Below are 17,623 nucleotides of genomic sequence, written 5' to 3'. Positions count from 1 at the left end.
GCAAAAAACAGTCAGGCAGACAGCCGCCAGATCATCAGCGCGATGCCGATGTCCAGGCGGTCATAAGCATTGTCCAGCGTCAGCCCGCACAGGGCTTCGATACGCTGGACGCGATGCGTCAGGGTGTTGCGGTGAACCGCCAGCCGTTGGGCTGCGGCCACAAGGTTACCATTCTCGTGGAACCAGGCCTCCAGGGTCGGCATCAGGCTTGGGCCATGGTGCAGGTCGTGGCGCAGCAGCGGCCCCAGGCGTTCGTTGAGGAACTGATCGAGCAGGGCGCGATCACGTACGCCACTGAGCAGCTTGAGCACGCCCAACTCATCGTAGACACACAGCCCGGCGCGTTCACTGAACCGTCGCGCAGCGGCCAATGCCTGGCGCGCCTCATCCAGGGCCTGGGCCAGGCGCGCGGGTGGGTGCGCGGCAGCACTCAGGCCGATAAACAGTTTCAACGGTGCCAGGCGCAGATTCAGTGCCTTCAACCAACCCGCCAACAACTGACGGTTGGCCAATGCCGCACCCGCGTCTATCGCAGGCAGCAGCAACGTCCATTGTCCGGCACGCCCCAGCACGGGCAGGCGCGACGGATGCTGCGCAGAAAACTGGCGCAGACGGCGGGTAATCGCATCGTGTTGTCGGGCAAGCTGCGCCTCGACCACTGGCGCCTCACCCTGGGCAAACAGCGCGTCGCTGCCGTCCAGTTGCAACTGGACGAGTTGCCAATGGCCGGCCAGCGGCATGTCCAACTGCGCAGCGCGGTGCAGCAGCAAATCCAGGGATTGGTAATCACCGGCCAGCAGGCGCTCCAGCACATCGTGTCGCGAGCGCCCCAACTGCTGCGACTGGATCAACGCCGAACCGATGGCCTGGGTCACCAGTACCATCTTCAACGAGTAAGGCTGTTCGATCAGCGGCATGCCCGCCGCTTGCGCCGCTTCCAGCAAACGCTGGGGAATCGCCTGGATATAGTCCGGCCCCGTGAGGATCACCAGGCCGGCGACCTGGCGCTGACAGGCTTCGTCCAGCAGCACCAACAGATTGGCCTCGTCCCGTGGGTGATTGATACCGGTGACGAACACCAGTTCGCCCCCCAGCACCCATTCGGCAATGCCGCTGTTTTCTGCGACATAGGGCCAGCGCACCGTGTTCTCCAGGCCGGCTTCCCCGGCCCGCAGGCACATCGATTCAAGGCCGGGCAAGGCCAGCACATCGGCGACTGTCAGGCTCATGCCTGGACGTCAGCCAAAGGTGCCCGCACCCGCAATACGCTGGTCAGCACGATGTAGGTCAGGGACGCCGCCACGATCCCCACCAATGGCGCCACCCAGGGTGAATGAAAGGCCAGCACCGTACCCACCGCATAGGCGATCAGCCCTGGCCAGTTGAAGGCCGGCAGGCGTGTATCGGCCAGGCGCGGATAGTGGCCGCGGTAGCGATAGAAGAAATCCGCCATGATCACCCCGCCAATCGGTGGGATCACCGTGCCCAGCAGGATCAGGTAGGGCACCAGCATGTCGTACATGCCCAGCAACGCCAGCAGGGTGCCGATCACCGCACCGGCCAGGGTCACCGTTTTGCGGCGCTTGGTGCGCAGCAGGTTGCAGCCGGCGACGGCGAAGTTGTAGATGGTGTTGTCCTGGGTGCTCCAGATATTCAGCAACAGCATCGCCATGGCCGCCATGGCGAAGCCTTGCAGCAGCAACACCTCGACCACGTCGGGCTGCTGGTAGACGATGGCGCCATAGGCACCGATCAACACCATCAAGCCGTTGCCGATAAAGAAGCCGATCAGGCTGGCCAGCACCGCGACCCTGGCCGAGCGTGAGAACCTCGTCCAGTTGGTAGCCTGGGTCGCGCCGCTGACAAAGGTGCCGAACACCAGCGTGATAGCCGTGGACATGTCCAGCTCACCGGTCGGCACCACCGCCAGCAGTCCATCGAGCCCGCCTACCTTGACGGTGGCGACCCACATCGACAGAAACAACAAAATACCCATGGCCGGCACGGCGATGTAGGACAGAATCTCCAACCCGCGATAGCCCACGTAGGCCGTCGCGCAGAACACCATGCCAAACAGCACCATCAGCCCGAGTACGCTGCCCTGGCTCAACTCGAAATACTTGCCCAGTACTACGGCTGCGGTGGCGGTGCCCCAGGCGTACCAGCCGATCTGGGTAAAACCGAGAATCAAGTCGCTGAGTTTGCTGCCCACTTCACCGAAGCAGAAGCGCCCCATCAATACTGAATTCAAACCGCTCTTGAACGCGATGTAACCCAGGCCTGCGGCGTAGATACCCAACAGCAGGTTACCCAGGGCCACGACGCCGAGCATCTGGGTAAAGCTGAAGGCCACCCCCAGCTTGCCGCCGGCGAACATGGTCGCGGTGAAAAAGGTAAAGCCAAGCAGCACCATGGCGGTGGAGGCCAGGCCTTTGCGGGCATGCATGGGCACCTCGCTGAGAGGGTAGTCATTGCCCGGTTCGTTCTGCGTCATGTGCCGTTCTCCCTGAATGAGTGACGCAGGCCTATTGCACCCGTCGTGCCAAGTGCGAGGCAGTGACGGGCGCACGGTCAGGACTGTGCAGGTTGCACAGTATTTATAGCCAAACAGGGGAAACACGCAGGCGGGATTGGTCTTTCTGCCCACTCAGGCGCGAAAGCGGTGCAGGGTGATACAAATTGGATCACCCGTGATTCAATCGAACAGGGTGTGAGTGGTCTGCCCGCGATGAAAGGCAAAAGCGGCCTCAAGGTCGCTTTCAATGGTGCGGCCACGGGACAGCGGCGGCAGATCGTCCAGGCTGAAGAAGCCAACTTCGGTGGTTTCGAAACCGGCCGCCGGCGCCAGTTGATCAACCCGTTCGCACAGAAAGTAGAGTTTGTAGAAGTCCCGGATATCCGGCCGGTACAAGCCTTTGGCCTTGTGGGTGACGCTGTACAGCGCCTTGGCCGTGACCGTCAGCCCGGCCTCTTCGCGAATTTCCTTGACGATGTTTTCAGCCGCCGACAAACCAATATCCGCATAACCGCCGGGCAATGCCCAGCAGCCATCCGTGAGCTCGCGGACCAACAGGATCCGGTCACCGTCAATCACTGCGCCCCGCACATCAATCATGGGCGTCGAATAACGTTTGGCAAAATCCGGCACCAGCCCGGTGATGCGCTCCAGCGGTACTTCGCCCAATTGCGCCAGCATGCTATGGGCAATCTGGGCGATTTCCTCAAGGCGCTCGCGCTCGAAGTCATCGGTGCAGAAGTGCAGCCCCGTGGAGGCCAATGCTTGCAGGCGCTTGGCCTGGGCCAGCCAGGTGTTTTCCATGGGAGCTCCTTCAGTGCGAGGCGGTGAGGTCTTTTTGCATGTAGACCCGACGCAGGCCGTTTTCCTCGGCCCGGTGGGTTTCCACATAGCCTTTGCGGGTGTACAGCGCGATGTTTTCGGTCATCGCTTCATTGGTGTAGAGACGGATGGAGCCATGCCTGGCCTGGCCTTCCGCGAAGCCCAGCAACAGGCGCCCGTAACCCAAGCCCTGGACACCGGGGTCGACGGCCAGGTTATCCAGCAGCAGGTACTCATCGTGATGAATCAGTACGACAAAGCCGCGGACCTGGCCCGCACTCTCCAGCACATGCACCCGTTCGGCAGCGACCTGCTGGCGATAGTCATCCAGCATCGGGCCTGGCTTGCGCCCGATTCGCTGGATGTAAGGGGAGTAGGCGGCGTGGACGATCGCTTCAATAGCGGCGATATCGTCGACGGTAGCGGGGCGGATATGGGTTGGCATCGCAGCGCTTCCTGTACAAGAGGCCACGACTGTAAGGGAGTCTCCGGCATAAAAAAACCACCGCAAGGGTGGTTTTTTACATCGCCGGCTTATTCGCCGCGATAGATGCAGCCGCTGGTGCAGGTCTCATGGATGCGAATCGCGCTGAGTTCCGGCAACAGCGGTTTCAGTTCATTCCAGATCCACTTGGCCAGCACTTCGCTGGTGGGGTTTTCGAGGCCCGGGATGTCGTTGAGGTAGTTGTGGTCGAGGCGTTCGTAGAGCGGCTTGAAAATCGCCTTGATCTCCGAGAAGTCACGGATCCAGCCGGTGTGCGGGTCGAGGTCGCCGCTGAGGTGGATCGCCACCTTGAACGAATGGCCATGCAGGCGCCCGCATTTGTGGCCTTCCGGAACATGGGGCAGGCGGTGGGCGGACTCGAAGGTAAACTCTTTGAAGATTTCCACAGGGTTTTTCAGCTCGGTGAGGTGTCTGGCAGGCGGCGAGTTTAACAGTTTGTCGCGGCCGCGCGCATACCGCGTAGCAGCTGTCGAGCCATGGCGAGGCTGCGTTTGCGATTTGTCTGGCAAACCGAGGTGCTGCCGACGCAGCCTCGCTTGGGCTCGACAGCTGCTACGGAGAGGGCGCTAGAGAGCCAGCAGGCGTTCGCCCAATTGGCCATTGTCGGCCAGTTGCAGAAACTCATCCCCCAGCCGCTGGCTTTCGCTCATTGCGGTTTGCCAGTACTTGTTGCGGCCCGGGTCATCCCCCATGAAGCGCTTGAAGTCACTGCGGTCCGGCAGTTTGCCGTGGGGCAGTCGCGCCAGGTATTCCTTCGACGGCGCCAGCAGCAGGACATCCTGCAAACCCTGTTGATTGGCGCGGCGCCACGGCAAGCCTTTGTCGAACCAGCCGGGAATGACCCGGTCGGTGAAGTGCGGGTACAGCACGATGTCATCGCCGTGGTAGGGCAGGTCGAGGTGATAGTCCAGCAGGCCGCCATCGCGGTAAGTGCCTTGGCCTGCACCCGGCAGGTCGCGTACGCCTTGCATCACCATGGGGATCGAGCCCGACGCCAGCAAGGCCTGGCGCAGGTTGCCCAGTTCCAGATCAAGGAAGCGCGACGGGAAATCCTTGAGCGCATGCAGCGGTGGCGGCTGGCGTGGGTCGTGGACGATCAGCCGTTCGAAGTGCCGGGACAACCGCGCGCGGCCCCTCAGGTTGTCGGCGATCACCGAGGACAACCCCAAACCAAGCCGACCGCGATGATCGTCGGCGAGCAGGCCATGGCTTTTGACCACCATGATGTTCAGCCGGTAGTGCGGGTTGTCGAGCACGCGGGCATCGCGGCCGGCCAGCAAGTCATCGAGCATGCGCACGCAGCTCTGGCTGACTTCGGCCATGGTCACGCCTTTGGCAAAGCTTTGTGCGTTGTACAGCCGGCCCAGGTCGAGCAGGCCTTGCACCGGGTCGGGCAGGCACGCACTGGCAAACCGCCAGGAGCCTATCGAGGCGCCGATCAGCGCACGCTCGCGGGGCGCCCGGGGCAGCCAGTCACCAAACAGCGCCAGGTCCAGACCCTGGATGCCCAGCGCCTTGGGCCCGCCGGCAGCGCCGGGAAGGATGCCGACGTCCGCAGGCGCAAGCCCCTGCTCACGAATGCGTGCAAAAGCGCGTTTACCGGCCTTGAGGGTCAAGGCGGGGAACTTCATATGGATAGCAGTCATACCGGTCTCATTTACCGCGAGCAGGGCAGTATAGAAAATCTTGCCCGGTTGCAGGCAAAGGTCTCGCAGAGAATTGCCATGGTGGCAATTCAGTTTCAGTTAAGTTGGATCCAGTACCGTGAGTCCCGTAGGCAAAATATCCCGAAACGGAGACTCACCATGAAAACCCTCACAGCCTTGATCGCCAGCAGTATCATCGCCCTCACCGCAGGCGTCGCCCAGGCTCGCGACCTGGGGCCGGACGAAGCACTGAAGTTGCGCGACGCTGGTACCATTGTGTCTTTCGAGAAGCTCAACGCCACGGCGTTGGCCAAACATCCCGGCGCCACCGTGCATGAAACCGAGCTTGAAGAGGAATACGGCAAATACCTTTATCAGGTTGAACTGCGCGACGCCCAGGGCGTCGAGTGGGACCTGGAATTGGACGCTGTCACCGGCGCCGTCCTCAAGGATCATCAGGATACGTAATGAAGGTAAATCTACGCACCAGCGTTCAAGTGGCGCTGGTGCTCCTGGCATTTTGCTCAGGCCTGGCCGCTCGGGACCTGGGCCAGGATGAAGCGCTGCGCCTGCGCCAGAAGGGCGTGATCGCGCCGCTTGAGCATCTGCTGGGCCCGGCTTTCGAGCGCTACCCGGGCGCCAAGCTGCTGGACGCCGAGCTTGAAGAGCACAAGGATCGCCCTGTGCGCTATATCTATGAAATCGAACTATTGACGGTGGAAGGCGTGGTGCGCGAGATCGAACTCGATGCCAACACCGGTCAACTGCTCAAAGACAAGGAAGACGACTGATGCGCCTGCTGCTGGTGGAAGACCACGTACCCCTGGCCGATGAGCTGATGGCCGGACTCAATCGCCAAGGCTATGCCGTCGACTGGCTGGCGGACGGGCGCGATGCGGTGTACCAGGGGCGCAGCGAACCCTACGACCTGATCATCCTTGACCTCGGCCTGCCGGGTTTGCCCGGGCTTGAGGTGTTGACGCAATGGCGTGCCGCCGGCCTGGCCACGCCGGTGCTGATCCTCACTGCCCGCGACTCCTGGGCCGAGCGCATCGAAGGGCTCAAGGCCGGGGCCGACGACTACCTCAGCAAACCGTTCCATCCCGAAGAGCTGCACCTGCGTATCCAGGCCTTGCTGCGTCGTTCCCATGGCCACGCCAATCAGCCCACCTTGCAGGCTGCCGGCTTGCACCTGGATGAGGGTCGCCAGTGTGTGATGCGTGATGGCGAGGAGATCCAGCTGACCGCGGCCGAGTTTCGGCTGCTGCGTTACTTCATGCTGCACCCCGAGCAAATCCTTTCAAAAAGTCACCTGGCCGAACATTTGTACGATGGCGAGACCGAGCGTGACTCAAATGTGTTGGAGGTCCACGTCAACCACCTGCGCCGCAAGTTGGGCCGCAGCGTGATCGAGACCCGGCGCGGCCAGGGTTATCGGTTTGGCGCCAGCCCGGCATGAAGTCGATCCAGCGGCGCCTGAGCCTGGGGCTGATCAGTGTGATGGTGATCGTCGGCCTGGTGCTGGCGCAGACCAGCCTGTGGCTGTTCGAAATGGGCCTGCAACGTTACCTGGAGTCCGGCTTGCGCAACGACAGCGAGAACCTGCTGGTGGCGCTGGTGCGCGGGCCGGCGGGTGTGCAACTGGATGAGCAGCGGTTGTCTCCTGCGTACCAGCGTCCGTTTTCCGGGCACTATTTCCGTATCGATTTTGCCGACACCCATTGGCGTTCCCGCTCGCTGTGGGACCAGGAACTGCCGCAGTTGCCCCACGCCGGGCTGAAGGGCAACCTGCAGTTGGGGCCGGAAGGCCAGCAGTTGCTGGTACTGCGTTCGGACTACAAACGGTTTGGCCAGTCGATTTCCATCAGCGTGGCCCAGGACTACACACCCGTCAGAGAAAGCTTTCGGCTGATGCGCCAGATCGGCCTGGTGCTGGGGCTGGCGGCGCTGTTGCTGATCCTGATTCTGCAACGGGTCACCGTGCGCCGCGCCTTGCGCCCGCTGGAGACCGCACGCAACCAGATCGCCCAACTGCAGCAGGGCCAGCGCTCGCAACTGGACACCCAGGTGCCGGTGGAGCTGGAGCCGCTGGTGGCGCAGATCAACCATCTGCTGGCCCACACCGAAGACAGCCTCAAGCGCTCGCGCAATGCCCTGGGCAATCTCGGCCATGCCTTGAAAACCCCGTTGGCGGTGTTGCTGAGCGTGGCATCCAGCGAACAGCTCAAGGACCATCCGCAACTGAGCAAGCTGCTGCGGGAACAGTTGGAGCAGGTGCAGCAACGGCTTAATCGTGAACTCAATCGTGCCCGCCTGGCCGGAGAGACACTGCCGGGTGCCTTGTTCGATTGCGACGGCGAATTACCGGGGTTGCTCGCGACCCTGAACATGATCCACGGCGAACACCTGGATTTGAGTTACCGCGTGCCGCCCGGTTTGCAATTGCCGTGGGACCGCGAAGACCTGCTGGAACTGTTGGGCAACCTGCTGGACAACGCGTGCAAATGGGCGGATGCGGAGATTGTGTTGAGCATCGGCGAAACCCCGGAAGGCTTTCGGTTGGCTGTCGAAGATGACGGGCCGGGGATTCCCGAGAGCCAGCGTGATCAGGTGTTCAGCCGAGGCACGCGGTTGGATGAGCAGACTGACGGGCATGGTCTGGGGCTGGGGATCGTGCGGGATATTGTCGAGGTGTGGGGCGGGGTGCTTCTGTTGCAGGAGAGCGAGCTGGGCGGGTTAAAGGTCATCATCGACCTGCCACGCCGCCATTGAAAACAAACCGTAGCAGCTGTCGAGCCTCGGCGAGGCTGCGTTGCGGTATGCCTGACACACCGCCAACGCAGCCTCGCCAAGGCTCGACAGCTGCTACGGGATACTCGGGCTGATTGCCGGAGTATCCCGCAACTCATCAAACCCTGAACTGATCCATCAGGCCCTGCTGCTGATTCGCCAGGCTGTTCAACGCCTGGCTGACCCGCGCCGATTCATTCGCCTGTTCGGACAACGACTCCGTCACATCCCGAATCGTCGCCACGTTGTTGTTGATCTCCTCGGCCACCGCACTTTGCTCTTCGGCGGCGCTGGCGATCTGCAGGTTCATGTCGCTGATTACCGTTACCGCATCGCCGATCTGGCGCAAGGCGGTCACGGCCTGGCCCACTTGTTCGACGCTGCCCTGGGCCTGGCGATGGCTGTTGCTCATGGAACCGACCACTTCCTGGGTACCGCTTTGCAGTTGCTCGATCACCAGGCGGGTTTCTTCCACCGACTCCTGGGTACGCCGCGCCAGGTTGCGCACTTCATCGGCGACCACCGCAAAACCGCGACCGGCTTCACCCGCACGGGCGGCCTCGATAGCGGCGTTCAGTGCCAGCAGGTTGGTCTGCTCGGCGATTGCACGAATCACTTCCAGTACCGAGCCGATCTTCTCGCTGTTGGCCGCCAGTCCTTCAACCTGGGTCATCGCGGTGCTCATATCCGCCGCCAGGTGGCCGATGCTGGTGGTGGTGCGGTCGATCACGGTCAAACCTTCACGCGTCGCCTGATCGGCATCGCGGGCAGCCTGGGCGGCTTGCGCGGCACTGCGGGCGACGTCCTGGGCGGTGGCGCTCATCTCGTGGGAGGCGGTGGCCACCTGGTCGACCTGACGGTATTGCTGCTCCATGCCGGCACTGGTTTCAGTGGCGATGGCGGCCGACTGGTCGGCGGTGCCACGGGCGTCCTGCACTGAGCGTTTGACCTGGGCAATGATCGGCTGCAGCTTGTCGAGGAAGCGGTTGAACCAGCCGGCCAATTCGCCGAGTTCGTCGTGTTTGTCGTAGGCCAGGCGGCGGGTCAGGTCACCTTCGCCACTGGCAATGTCTTCCAGCATGCGCGCCACACCGAGGATCGGCCGGGTCACGCTGCGGGCCATCAGCCACACCAGCAACAGGCCGACGATTGCTGCCAGCAGGCCCAGGCTCAGTTCCAGCAGAGTGCCCTTGGCGTTATCGGCGTCCAGTTTGGACTTCAGGGCTTCAGCCGGAGCCACCAGGACTTTTTCCGGAACATCCAGCAACACGCCCCACGGCTTGCCATCGGGGATCGGCTGGAACGGCGCGAGCACCTTGAGTTGGTGGTCGGTGCGCACGCTGCGGGTCTGGGTGCTGGTGGAAAGCGAACTGATCAATTGCGCGCCGTTGGCGGTGTCGACGGCATCCAGGCGCTGGCTGAGTTTGCCGGCGTCCGGACTGTAGCCGGCCAGCAGGCCCACCGGGCTGATGATGCTGACGCTGGTCTGGCCGTCGTAGAGTTTCTGGCTGGCGCCCTGGCTGACGGCTTGCAGGCTGTTGAGGTTGATGTCCACCGACAGCGAGGCGATGACTTTGCCGTTGACCATCAGCGGGAAGACGATGCTGGTCATCAGCACCTTTTGCCCATCGATCACATAGAAGTACGGCTCGATCACGCAGGGCTTGAGTGTGGTGCGCGGGCAGGTGAACCAGGCGTTGGCTTTTTCGCCGCTGGGTCCGACGCTGGTGTCGGACATGTCGCTTTCAGGCAGCGACATTGAAGTCAGCTTGCCCGCAGTCGGCTGGGACCAGTACAGCGCAAAGCGGCCCTTGTCGTTGCTGCCCAGCTCTTGCTGGTTGGCGAACAGTTCGTCCTTGCCATCCAGTGCGTTGGCCTCGAATACCAGAGACAGGCCCAGCAGGTCAGGGTTGGCCTGCAGCGCGGCCTTGACCTGCCGGGTCAGGTCTTCGCGCAGGTCGAAGGCATCCAGGAAGCGTTTCTCGGCCTGTTCGCGCAGGAACAACACCTGCCGGGAAAAACCGTGGCCGTATTGATAGGCGTCCATGAACTGCTGGCGAATGCCCAAGGCCTGGACCTCACCCTGGGCTTCGATGCGCGCCTGGGCGGCTTCGTCGAGCATTTCCATACTGGAAGCCTTGACCAGGTCGGAGCTCTGCGCCATGCGGTACAGCGAGAGACCTACCAGCAAGGTCACGATGCCCAGCAGGCAAAGACCGGCCAGCAGGGTAATTTTCCATTGAATGGACAGCTGTCTGAGCGACATGGAGCCTTCCTTAACCTTTCGATACGACAGAGACGATCTGCCTGTATCGGCCGCTCGGAAATTTTCTTTATTCAAACGATCAATTTAAAGCTGTTTGTGTGGCGAGGGGGCTTGTCCCCCGTTGGGCTGCTTAGCGGCCCCAAAAAAAGCGGGAGCGCTGCGCACTCCAACGGGGGGCAAGCCCCCTCGCCACAGGACAAGCCCCTCGCCACAGACAAATCCCCTAACCACTGACAAACCTTCTCCCCACTTTTTTGACAAGGCAGGCCGGGTGCTGCAAAGTGCGCGCCCTCTAATAAAACTCCCTTAAAACCTGGTTTGCGGCAGCCGTTCCCGACAGCAGCCCGGGCAGGTGCGTGCTTTTTTCATGTTTTCTGTCTTGAGGTAACGATGATTAATGCAGTAATCGCCGCGGTCGGCACCATGCTGGTGCTCAGCTTGTCCCGCGTGCATGTGGTGATCGCGATCATTGTCGGCGCCCTGGTGGGTGGCCTGACCGGCGGCCTGGGTATCGACGCGACGCTCAAGGCGTTCAACAGCGGCCTGGGTGGCGGTGCGACGGTGGCGTTGTCCTACGCGCTGCTCGGCGCGTTCGCCGTGGCGATTGCCAAATCCGGCCTGGCTCATGCGCTGGCCGATAAAGCCCTGCTGCTGGTGGATCGGCAGGAAGCCACGGGCGGCAGTCACGTCAAATGGCTGCTGATCGGTCTGCTCTGGGTGGTGGCCATCGCCTCGCAGAACATCCTGCCGATCCACATCGCGTTTATCCCGCTGCTGGTACCGCCGCTTTTATATGTGCTGACCAAACTGCAGCTGGACCGCCGTCTCATCGCCTGCGTCATGACCTTCGGCCTGATCACGCCCTACATGTTTCTGCCGGTGGGCTTCGGCAACATCTTCCTGAATCAGATCCTGCTGGCCAACGTGGCCAAGAGCGGTGTCGACATCAGCCAGGTCAATGTCACCCATGCCATGGGCCTACCGGCGCTGGGCATGGTGGTCGGTTTGCTGGTGGCGGTGTTTGTCAGCTACCGCAAGAAGCGTGTGTACGACCTGGAGAAGATCGAGCGAGTCGAGCAGGTGGCGGTGCACTACAACCCGCTGACCCTGCTGGTGGCCGGCCTGGCCATTGCGGCGGCGTTCATTATCCAGCTGTGGCTGGACTCGATGATCATTGGCGCCCTGGCCGGGTTCCTGATCTTTTCGGTGTCGGGCATCGTGCGCTGGCGCGACACCGATGACCTGTTCACCGAAGGCATGAAGATGATGGCGATGATCGGCTTCATCATGATCGCCTCGTCAGGCTTTGCCGAAGTGCTCAAGGCCACCGGTGAAGTGCAGACACTCGTGCAAGCCTCCGCGGCGTTTATCGGCCATAGCCGCGGTGTGGGCGCGCTGCTGATGCTGCTGGTGGGCTTGCTGGTGACCATGGGCATCGGCTCGTCGTTTTCCACGGTGCCGATCCTGGCGGCGATCTTTGTGCCGCTGTGCGTGCAGCTGGGCTTCAGCCCGCTGGCGATCGTGTGCATCGTCGGCACGGCCGGGGCATTGGGTGATGCCGGCTCGCCTGCGTCGGACTCCACCCTGGGCCCGACTTCCGGTTTGAACATCGATGGCCAGCACCACCATATCTGGGACACCGTGGTGCCGACCTTCCTGCACTACAACATTCCGCTGCTGGCGTTTGGCTGGTTTGCCGCGATGACGCTCTGACGGGATTGTCCTACAGATTTATTGTAACTAGCCGTTAACCTCTTGAGTTGTCCCTCAAGAGAGAAGAGCCATGCGTCTGAGTCTAAAGGCCAAAGTACTGTCCCTTGCTGTCCTGCCCGTGTTGTTGTTTGCCGTGATCATCAGCCTGACCACGGTCTGGATCCTCCGGGAGCAGGCCCGTAACGAGGTTGAAGAAACCCGTCAGAACCTGCTCAACGACGCCAAGACCACCTTGCGCGGTTACGTCGAGGTGGCCATGACCACCATCAAGCCGCTGTACGACGCTGCCGCCCAAGGCGATACGGCCGCACGGGCGCAAGTGGTCAAGCTGCTGTCCAACATCAGCTATGGCAAGGACGGTTATTTCTTCGGCTACGACTCCGAGACCATTCGCCTGTTCAAGGGCAACAGCCCGGACGGCGTCGGCAAAAGCTTCAAGGACAACCGCGACACGAACGGCGTCTACGTCAACCGCGACCTGGTGAAAGTCGGCAAGGACGGCACCCACTACCTGCAATACAGCTCGACGCAGCCCGGCCAGACCGAGCTGGTGCCCAAGCTTGGCTACACCGAATACTTGCCCAAGTGGGACATGGTGATCGGTACCTCGGTGAACCTGGATGGCATCGACGCCCAGGTTGCCGAGGTTCAGGCCAAGGTGGAGAAACGCATGGAAGGCGTGGTGCTGAGCATCATCGGCATTGCCGTGGTGGTGCTGTTGGTGATTGCCGCCGTGGGCATGCTGGTGGCCAATACCATCCTGCGGCCGTTGCACCTGATGAAGATCAACCTCGACGACATCGCCGCCGGTGAGGGTGACCTGACCCGCCGCCTGGCCATCACCAGCCAGGACGAGCTTGGCGAACTGGCAGGCTCTTTCAACCGCTTTGTCGACAAGATCCACAGCCTGGTACGCCAGATCACCGAGATGACCTCCCAGCTTACCGGCCTGGTGAGCCAGGTCGCCGAGCAAGCCAACCGCTCGGAAAAGGCCATGGAGCGCCAGCGTCACGAGACCGACCAGGTGGCTACCGCGATCAACGAAATGTCCTCCGCGGCCCATGAAGTGGCGCGCAGTGCCCAAGGCGCAGCCGTCGCTGCGCAGCAAACCGACGCCGAAGGCCAGGCCGCGAAAAAAGTCGTGGATGGCAGCATCGCGCAGATTCACGCGCTGGTGAACGACATCCGCAGCAGCGGCGTGTCCCTGGACAGCTTGCAGCAGGATGTGTCGTCGATTGTCAGCGTGCTTGGTGTGATCCGCTCGATTGCCGAGCAGACCAACTTGCTCGCCCTCAACGCCGCCATTGAAGCCGCGCGGGCAGGGGAGGCAGGCCGTGGGTTTGCCGTGGTCGCCGACGAAGTACGGGCGCTGGCCAGCCGCACCCAGCAAAGCACCCAGGAAATCCAGGGCATGATCGACCGCCTGCAAAAAGGCACCGAGGCCGCCGTGGAATCCATGCGCCGCTCCAGCGATGCCGGCGACGGCACGTCCGCCCAGGCCAACGAAGCCGGAGCGTCCCTGGACACCATGGCGCAACTGATCGGCACCATCAACTCGATGAACGCGCAGATCGCCAGCGCGGCGGAAGAACAAACCGCCGTGGCCGAAGAGATCAACCGCAGCGTGCATCAGATCGCGGTGGCGGTTGACAGCGTGGCCGATGAAACCCAACAGGGTGCCGAGACCTCTCGCAGCCTGGCGGACCTGGGGCAGCGGTTGGGTCAGTTGGTGGGGCAGTTCAGGATTTGATTGCAGGCTTGAGCCATCGGCAACGTCCCGTTGCCGACGGGCTTGGCTGGATTGATCGATCAGGTCAACAGCGCCAAACGTTCCACCGTCTCCGGAAACTTCGACACCAGCCGAATCAAGGTTGCCGCCTGAGCATTGGGTGTGGCCCGGCCTTGCTCCCAATTTTCCAGGGTCCGGGTGTTGGTGCGCAGGTACATCGCAAACACCGAGCGCGACAGATTGAGTTGTTGACGCACAGCGACTACTTCGTCGGCAGTGAGCGGTGCCAGCTTGCTCAACTGCACCTTGTGGCTGCGCAGCGTTACCTTGCCTTCTCGTTCATCTGCCAGCGCGTCGAAGCCTTCGACCAGTTCGGAAAAGATGTCACGTTTCATAAGATTTTCTCGCTTTGATTTCCCTGTCCAGCAGGTGTTTGAGCGCCGTTTTGTGTTGAGCGCTCAGGTCGTCCTGTTCGTGTTTGCCATAAAGGGTGAACAGCCAGAACTGCGTACCGCCCGACCACCAGTAATAGATGACTCGCAGGCCACCCCGTTTGCCCTTGTTGCGTCGCTCGTCGACAAAGCGCACCTTGCGTAACCCGCCGGTTCCCTCTATCACGTTGCCCGCTTGCGGGTTTCTCATCAACTCTTGTTGAAAGCCGTGAAATAACTCATCACTCAGATAATCCCCGCGGTGCCGCTCAAAGGCCGGCAATTCGATAAATAGAGCATCCATGTTCTGTACGTAGCCTGCGTATAGTTTGGTGGCCCATCTGCGGTGGGTCAAGTGACCCTGCTGTGGGATGTTTCCTAAAACGCAACCACGATACGAGCGACCCAGGCAGGGTGATGCCGGAAGGGGAGGCATCTCGACGAGGAAAATTCCCTTTGTGTGTCAGACAACAAATTAATACGCCAGAAACGCAAAACGGCGCCCGAAGGCGCCGTTTTGCTTGCTGCGTTTAACTAAGCGATCAACCCGCCATCACCGCATGCTGCACCAGGGTGAGCAACGGTTGTGGGTACACACCCAGGAAGAACGCCAGCAGGGCGATTGCCAGCAGCATCACGCCGCCTGCTTTCTGTTCCCAGTGCAACTCGGCGTCCACACGGCGCAGGTTTGGCTCGATCAGGTACAAGGTCACCATCACGCGCAGGTAGTAGAAAACGCCGATGGCGCTGCCCAGTACCAGGGAAGCAACCAACCACCATTCGTGCGCTTCAACACCGGTGGCCACGATGTAGAACTTGCCGATGAAGCCCGCAGTCAGCGGGATACCCGCCAGGGACAGCATCATCACGGTCAGTACGGCGGTCAGGTACGGACGGCGCCAGAACAGCCCGCGGTATTCGTACAGGGCGTCGGCGTCGCGGCCTTTGTAAGGCGAGGACATCAGCGTGATCACACCGAATGCACCCAGGCTTGTGATCACGTAGGTGACCAGGTACACGCCGATGGCTTCCATCGCCAGGCCCTTGCTCGCCACCAGGGCGATCAGCAGGTAACCGAAGTGCGCGATGGACGAATAACCCAGCAGACGCTTGAGGTTGTTCTGGGTCAGCGCCAGCAGGTTGCCGAACAGGATCGAAGCGATGGCGATGATGGTCAGCACGTTGCTGAGTACACCGGTGTTGGCCGCAGGGGAGATCTGGAACAGACGCACCATCACGGCAAACACGGCGACTTTCGACGCGGTAGCCAGGAAAGCAGCCACCGGCGCCGGGGCGCCTTCGTACACGTCCGGGGTCCACAGGTGGAACGGCACCAGCGACAGCTTGAACGCCAGGCCGATCAGCATCATGGCCAGGCCCAGTTGGGCAATTGGCGCAGGGCTGCCGGAGGCTGCCAGGGCGTGACCGATACCGCTGAAGCTCAGGCTGCCGGCTTCTGCGTAGAGCAGGGCCATACCGAACAACAGGAATGCCGAACCGGCAGCCGACAGCACCATGTACTTGATGCCGGCTTCCAGGGAGCGCTTGTTGAAGAAGGCATACGCCACCAGGCCGTAGACCGGGATCGACAGCAGTTCCAGGCCGATGAACAAGCCGGCCAGGTGCTGCGCGCTGACCAGCACGATACCACCGGCCGCAGCCAGCAGGATCAGCAGGTACAGCTCTTCGCGGTTGCCCGGGTAGCCGGTGCCGCCTTCGCCGAGGTAGGCGTGGGCAAGCGTGACGCAGGCCAGGGTGGCAACCAGGATCAGCGCGATATACAGCAGCGCGAAGTCATCGACCATCATCAGCGGGGTCACGGCCAGTGGCGCGACCTTGAGTGCCGGGATAATCGACAGCAGGGCCAGGTTCAAGCCCGCACAGGACAGCAGGAACGTTTGCGAGTGATTGCGGCGCCAGGCGATCGCCAGCATCACCACCACGATGGTGAGGCTGGTGATCAGCAGCGGCGCAAGCGCGATAAAGTGTTGGATCGTGAATTCCATAGCGCTCTTACCGGGCCGAAGCGAGTTGAGAGAAGGCGGTGCCGAACCACTGCTGCACGCCATGCATCGTTGCGGCAGAAGTATCCAGGAACGGTTGCGGGTACACGCCGATAAACACCAGCAGTACCGCAAGGCCGAGCACCATGATCAGTTCGCGACCGTCCATGCCGTGCAACACGGTGTCGGACTTGGCCGGACCGAAGTATGCGCGGTGGATCATGATCAGCGAGTAGACCGAACCGAACACCAGGCCAGACGTAGCGATTGCACTGACCCACGGCGTATGCACGAAGGCACCCATCAGGATCAGGAACTCGCCGATGAAGTTACCGGTACCCGGCAAGCCCAGGGATGCGGCGGCGAAGAACAGGCTGATGGCCGGCAGGTAGGCGATACGTGACCACACGCCACCCATCTCGCGCATGTCACGAGTGTGCAGGCGCTCGTACAGTTGGCCGCTGAGGATAAACAGTGCCGCTGCCGACACACCGTGAGCCAGCATCTGGATCACTGCGCCTTGCAGCGCCAGTTGGCTGCCGGAGTAGATGCCGATCAGTACGAAGCCCATGTGGGAAACGGACGAGAAGGCAATCAGACGCTTGATGTCGGTTTGGGCGAAGGCCAGGAACGCACCGTAGAAGATCCCGATCAGACCGAGGGTCATGGCGATCGGCGCGAACTCGGCCGAGGCATTCGGGAACAGCGGCAGGGCGAAACGCAGCAGGCCGTAGGCCGCCGTCTTCAACAGGATACCGGCCAGGTCGACGGAACCTGCAGTCGGCGCCTGGGCGTGAGCGTCAGGCAACCAGGAGTGGAACGGCACCACCGGCAGCTTCACCGCGAACGCGATGAAGAAGCCCAGCATCAGGATGTACTCGGTGGTCAGGGACATCTTGGTTTTCAACAGGTCGGCGTAGTTGAACGTGATCACGCCCGTGCTGTTGAAGTTGACCAGTACCAGGCCCAGGATCGCCACCAACATGATCAGGCCGGAAGCCTGGGTGAAGATGAAGAACTTGGTCGCCGCGTAGATCCGGGTTTTCTTGCCGTCCGAAGAACTGTGACCCCAGAGCGCGATGAGGAAGTACATCGGCACCAGCCTCATTTCCCAGACGAAGAAGAACATGAACAGGTCCAGCGCCAGGAACACGCCGACCACGCCGCCCAGGATCCACATCAGGTTCAGGTGGAAGAAGCCCA

Annotated in this window: 17 protein-coding genes and 2 pseudogenes; 7 read left to right on the top strand and 12 right to left on the bottom strand. The window is 61.8% G+C overall.

Going from position 1 to position 17,623, the window contains the following annotated elements; all coding sequences use genetic code 11:
* Positions 1 to 11: 11 nt before the first annotated feature.
* The 6 genes from ACIOMR_RS22755 to ACIOMR_RS22730 all read right to left on the bottom strand — a co-directional run bounded on the left by ACIOMR_RS22755 (position 12) and on the right by ACIOMR_RS22730 (position 5,488).
* A complete protein-coding gene (locus ACIOMR_RS22755) occupies positions 12 to 1,229 on the bottom strand; it encodes a PucR family transcriptional regulator ligand-binding domain-containing protein (protein WP_177036041.1) in 1,218 nt (405 codons plus the stop codon).
* A complete protein-coding gene (gene codB / locus ACIOMR_RS22750; protein WP_003219542.1) occupies positions 1,226 to 2,494 on the bottom strand; it encodes a cytosine permease in 1,269 nt (422 codons plus the stop codon). The genes ACIOMR_RS22755 and codB overlap by 4 nt, the downstream gene beginning before the upstream one ends.
* Before the next feature lie 201 nt (positions 2,495 to 2,695).
* Positions 2,696 to 3,319, bottom strand: coding sequence for an NUDIX hydrolase (locus ACIOMR_RS22745; RefSeq protein ID WP_008432778.1), 624 nt, complete (start codon positions 3,317 to 3,319; stop codon positions 2,696 to 2,698).
* A gap of 10 nt (positions 3,320 to 3,329) precedes the next feature.
* Positions 3,330 to 3,782, bottom strand: a complete 453-nt coding sequence (locus ACIOMR_RS22740) for a GNAT family N-acetyltransferase (protein WP_401196483.1) — start codon at positions 3,780 to 3,782, stop codon at positions 3,330 to 3,332.
* A gap of 89 nt (positions 3,783 to 3,871) precedes the next feature.
* Entirely contained in the window at positions 3,872 to 4,228 is a 357-nt protein-coding gene (gene queD, locus ACIOMR_RS22735) for a 6-carboxytetrahydropterin synthase QueD (RefSeq protein ID WP_003190259.1), read from the bottom strand.
* Between the two features lie 180 nt (positions 4,229 to 4,408).
* Positions 4,409 to 5,488, bottom strand: coding sequence for a patatin-like phospholipase family protein (locus ACIOMR_RS22730; protein ID WP_177023238.1), 1,080 nt, complete (start codon positions 5,486 to 5,488; stop codon positions 4,409 to 4,411).
* A 159-nt stretch (positions 5,489 to 5,647) separates the two neighbouring features.
* Here ACIOMR_RS22730 and ACIOMR_RS22725 point away from each other — a divergent pair, with 159 nt between their 5' ends.
* Genes ACIOMR_RS22725 through ACIOMR_RS22710 form a run of 4 tightly spaced genes read left to right on the top strand, consistent with a single transcriptional unit; the run spans position 5,648 to position 8,260 of the window.
* Entirely contained in the window at positions 5,648 to 5,956 is a 309-nt protein-coding gene (locus ACIOMR_RS22725; RefSeq protein WP_003219548.1) for a PepSY domain-containing protein, read from the top strand.
* Positions 5,956 to 6,279, top strand: a complete 324-nt coding sequence (locus ACIOMR_RS22720; RefSeq protein WP_102369441.1) for a PepSY domain-containing protein — start codon at positions 5,956 to 5,958, stop codon at positions 6,277 to 6,279. Before ACIOMR_RS22725 ends, ACIOMR_RS22720 begins: the two co-directional genes overlap by 1 nt.
* Complete coding sequence (locus ACIOMR_RS22715; RefSeq protein ID WP_003219550.1) at positions 6,279 to 6,947, top strand: response regulator transcription factor; 669 nt, start codon at positions 6,279 to 6,281, stop codon at positions 6,945 to 6,947. Before ACIOMR_RS22720 ends, ACIOMR_RS22715 begins: the two co-directional genes overlap by 1 nt.
* Positions 6,944 to 8,260 carry a sensor histidine kinase gene (locus ACIOMR_RS22710; protein ID WP_008432791.1) on the top strand — a complete coding sequence of 439 codons (1,317 nt, stop codon included), beginning with the start codon at positions 6,944 to 6,946 and terminating at the stop codon, positions 8,258 to 8,260. The genes ACIOMR_RS22715 and ACIOMR_RS22710 overlap by 4 nt, the downstream gene beginning before the upstream one ends.
* Positions 8,261 to 8,396: 136 nt before the next feature.
* Here the strand turns inward: ACIOMR_RS22710 and ACIOMR_RS22705 are convergent, their stop codons facing one another.
* A complete protein-coding gene (locus ACIOMR_RS22705) occupies positions 8,397 to 9,152 on the bottom strand; it encodes a methyl-accepting chemotaxis protein (RefSeq protein WP_371132963.1) in 756 nt (251 codons plus the stop codon).
* Positions 9,153 to 9,254: 102 nt separating this feature from the next.
* A pseudogene (locus ACIOMR_RS22700) lies at positions 9,255 to 9,401 on the bottom strand (HAMP domain-containing protein); the annotation flags it as partial.
* A 1,536-nt stretch (positions 9,402 to 10,937) separates the two neighbouring features.
* Between ACIOMR_RS22700 and ACIOMR_RS22695 the strand changes: the two are divergent.
* The 3 genes and pseudogenes from ACIOMR_RS22695 to ACIOMR_RS22685 all read left to right on the top strand — a co-directional run bounded on the left by ACIOMR_RS22695 (position 10,938) and on the right by ACIOMR_RS22685 (position 14,007).
* A complete protein-coding gene (locus ACIOMR_RS22695; RefSeq protein WP_161635727.1) occupies positions 10,938 to 12,257 on the top strand; it encodes a Na+/H+ antiporter family protein in 1,320 nt (439 codons plus the stop codon).
* A gap of 70 nt (positions 12,258 to 12,327) precedes the next feature.
* Positions 12,328 to 13,149: pseudogene (locus ACIOMR_RS22690) on the top strand (cache domain-containing protein); the annotation flags it as partial.
* A 36-nt stretch (positions 13,150 to 13,185) separates the two neighbouring features.
* The gene (locus ACIOMR_RS22685) at positions 13,186 to 14,007 is read left to right on the top strand and encodes a methyl-accepting chemotaxis protein (protein ID WP_371316601.1); all 822 of its coding nucleotides are present in this window, start codon (positions 13,186 to 13,188) and stop codon (positions 14,005 to 14,007) included.
* Positions 14,008 to 14,066: 59 nt separating this feature from the next.
* Here ACIOMR_RS22685 and ACIOMR_RS22680 read toward each other — a convergent pair whose 3' ends face one another.
* The 4 genes from ACIOMR_RS22680 to nuoM form a co-directional block, all read right to left on the bottom strand.
* Positions 14,067 to 14,381 (bottom strand): DNA-binding transcriptional regulator, encoded by a 315-nt coding sequence (locus tag ACIOMR_RS22680; RefSeq protein WP_003219555.1) that lies wholly within the window; start codon positions 14,379 to 14,381, stop codon positions 14,067 to 14,069.
* The gene (locus ACIOMR_RS22675; protein WP_102370286.1) at positions 14,371 to 14,721 is read right to left on the bottom strand and encodes a toxin; all 351 of its coding nucleotides are present in this window, start codon (positions 14,719 to 14,721) and stop codon (positions 14,371 to 14,373) included. Before ACIOMR_RS22675 ends, ACIOMR_RS22680 begins: the two co-directional genes overlap by 11 nt.
* 238 nt (positions 14,722 to 14,959) lie before the next feature.
* Positions 14,960 to 16,423, bottom strand: coding sequence for an NADH-quinone oxidoreductase subunit NuoN (gene nuoN, locus ACIOMR_RS22670; RefSeq protein ID WP_003219557.1), 1,464 nt, complete (start codon positions 16,421 to 16,423; stop codon positions 14,960 to 14,962).
* 7 nt (positions 16,424 to 16,430) lie between these two features.
* The coding region (gene nuoM / locus ACIOMR_RS22665) for an NADH-quinone oxidoreductase subunit M (protein WP_401196473.1) at positions 16,431 to 17,623 on the bottom strand (1,193 nt) is incomplete at its 5' end.

Origin of the sequence: Pseudomonas sp. NPDC087814, from assembly GCF_044742865.1 — a bacterium.
Taxonomy (GTDB): domain Bacteria; phylum Pseudomonadota; class Gammaproteobacteria; order Pseudomonadales; family Pseudomonadaceae; genus Aquipseudomonas.
This window is presented reverse-complemented; position numbering and strand designations above follow the sequence as displayed.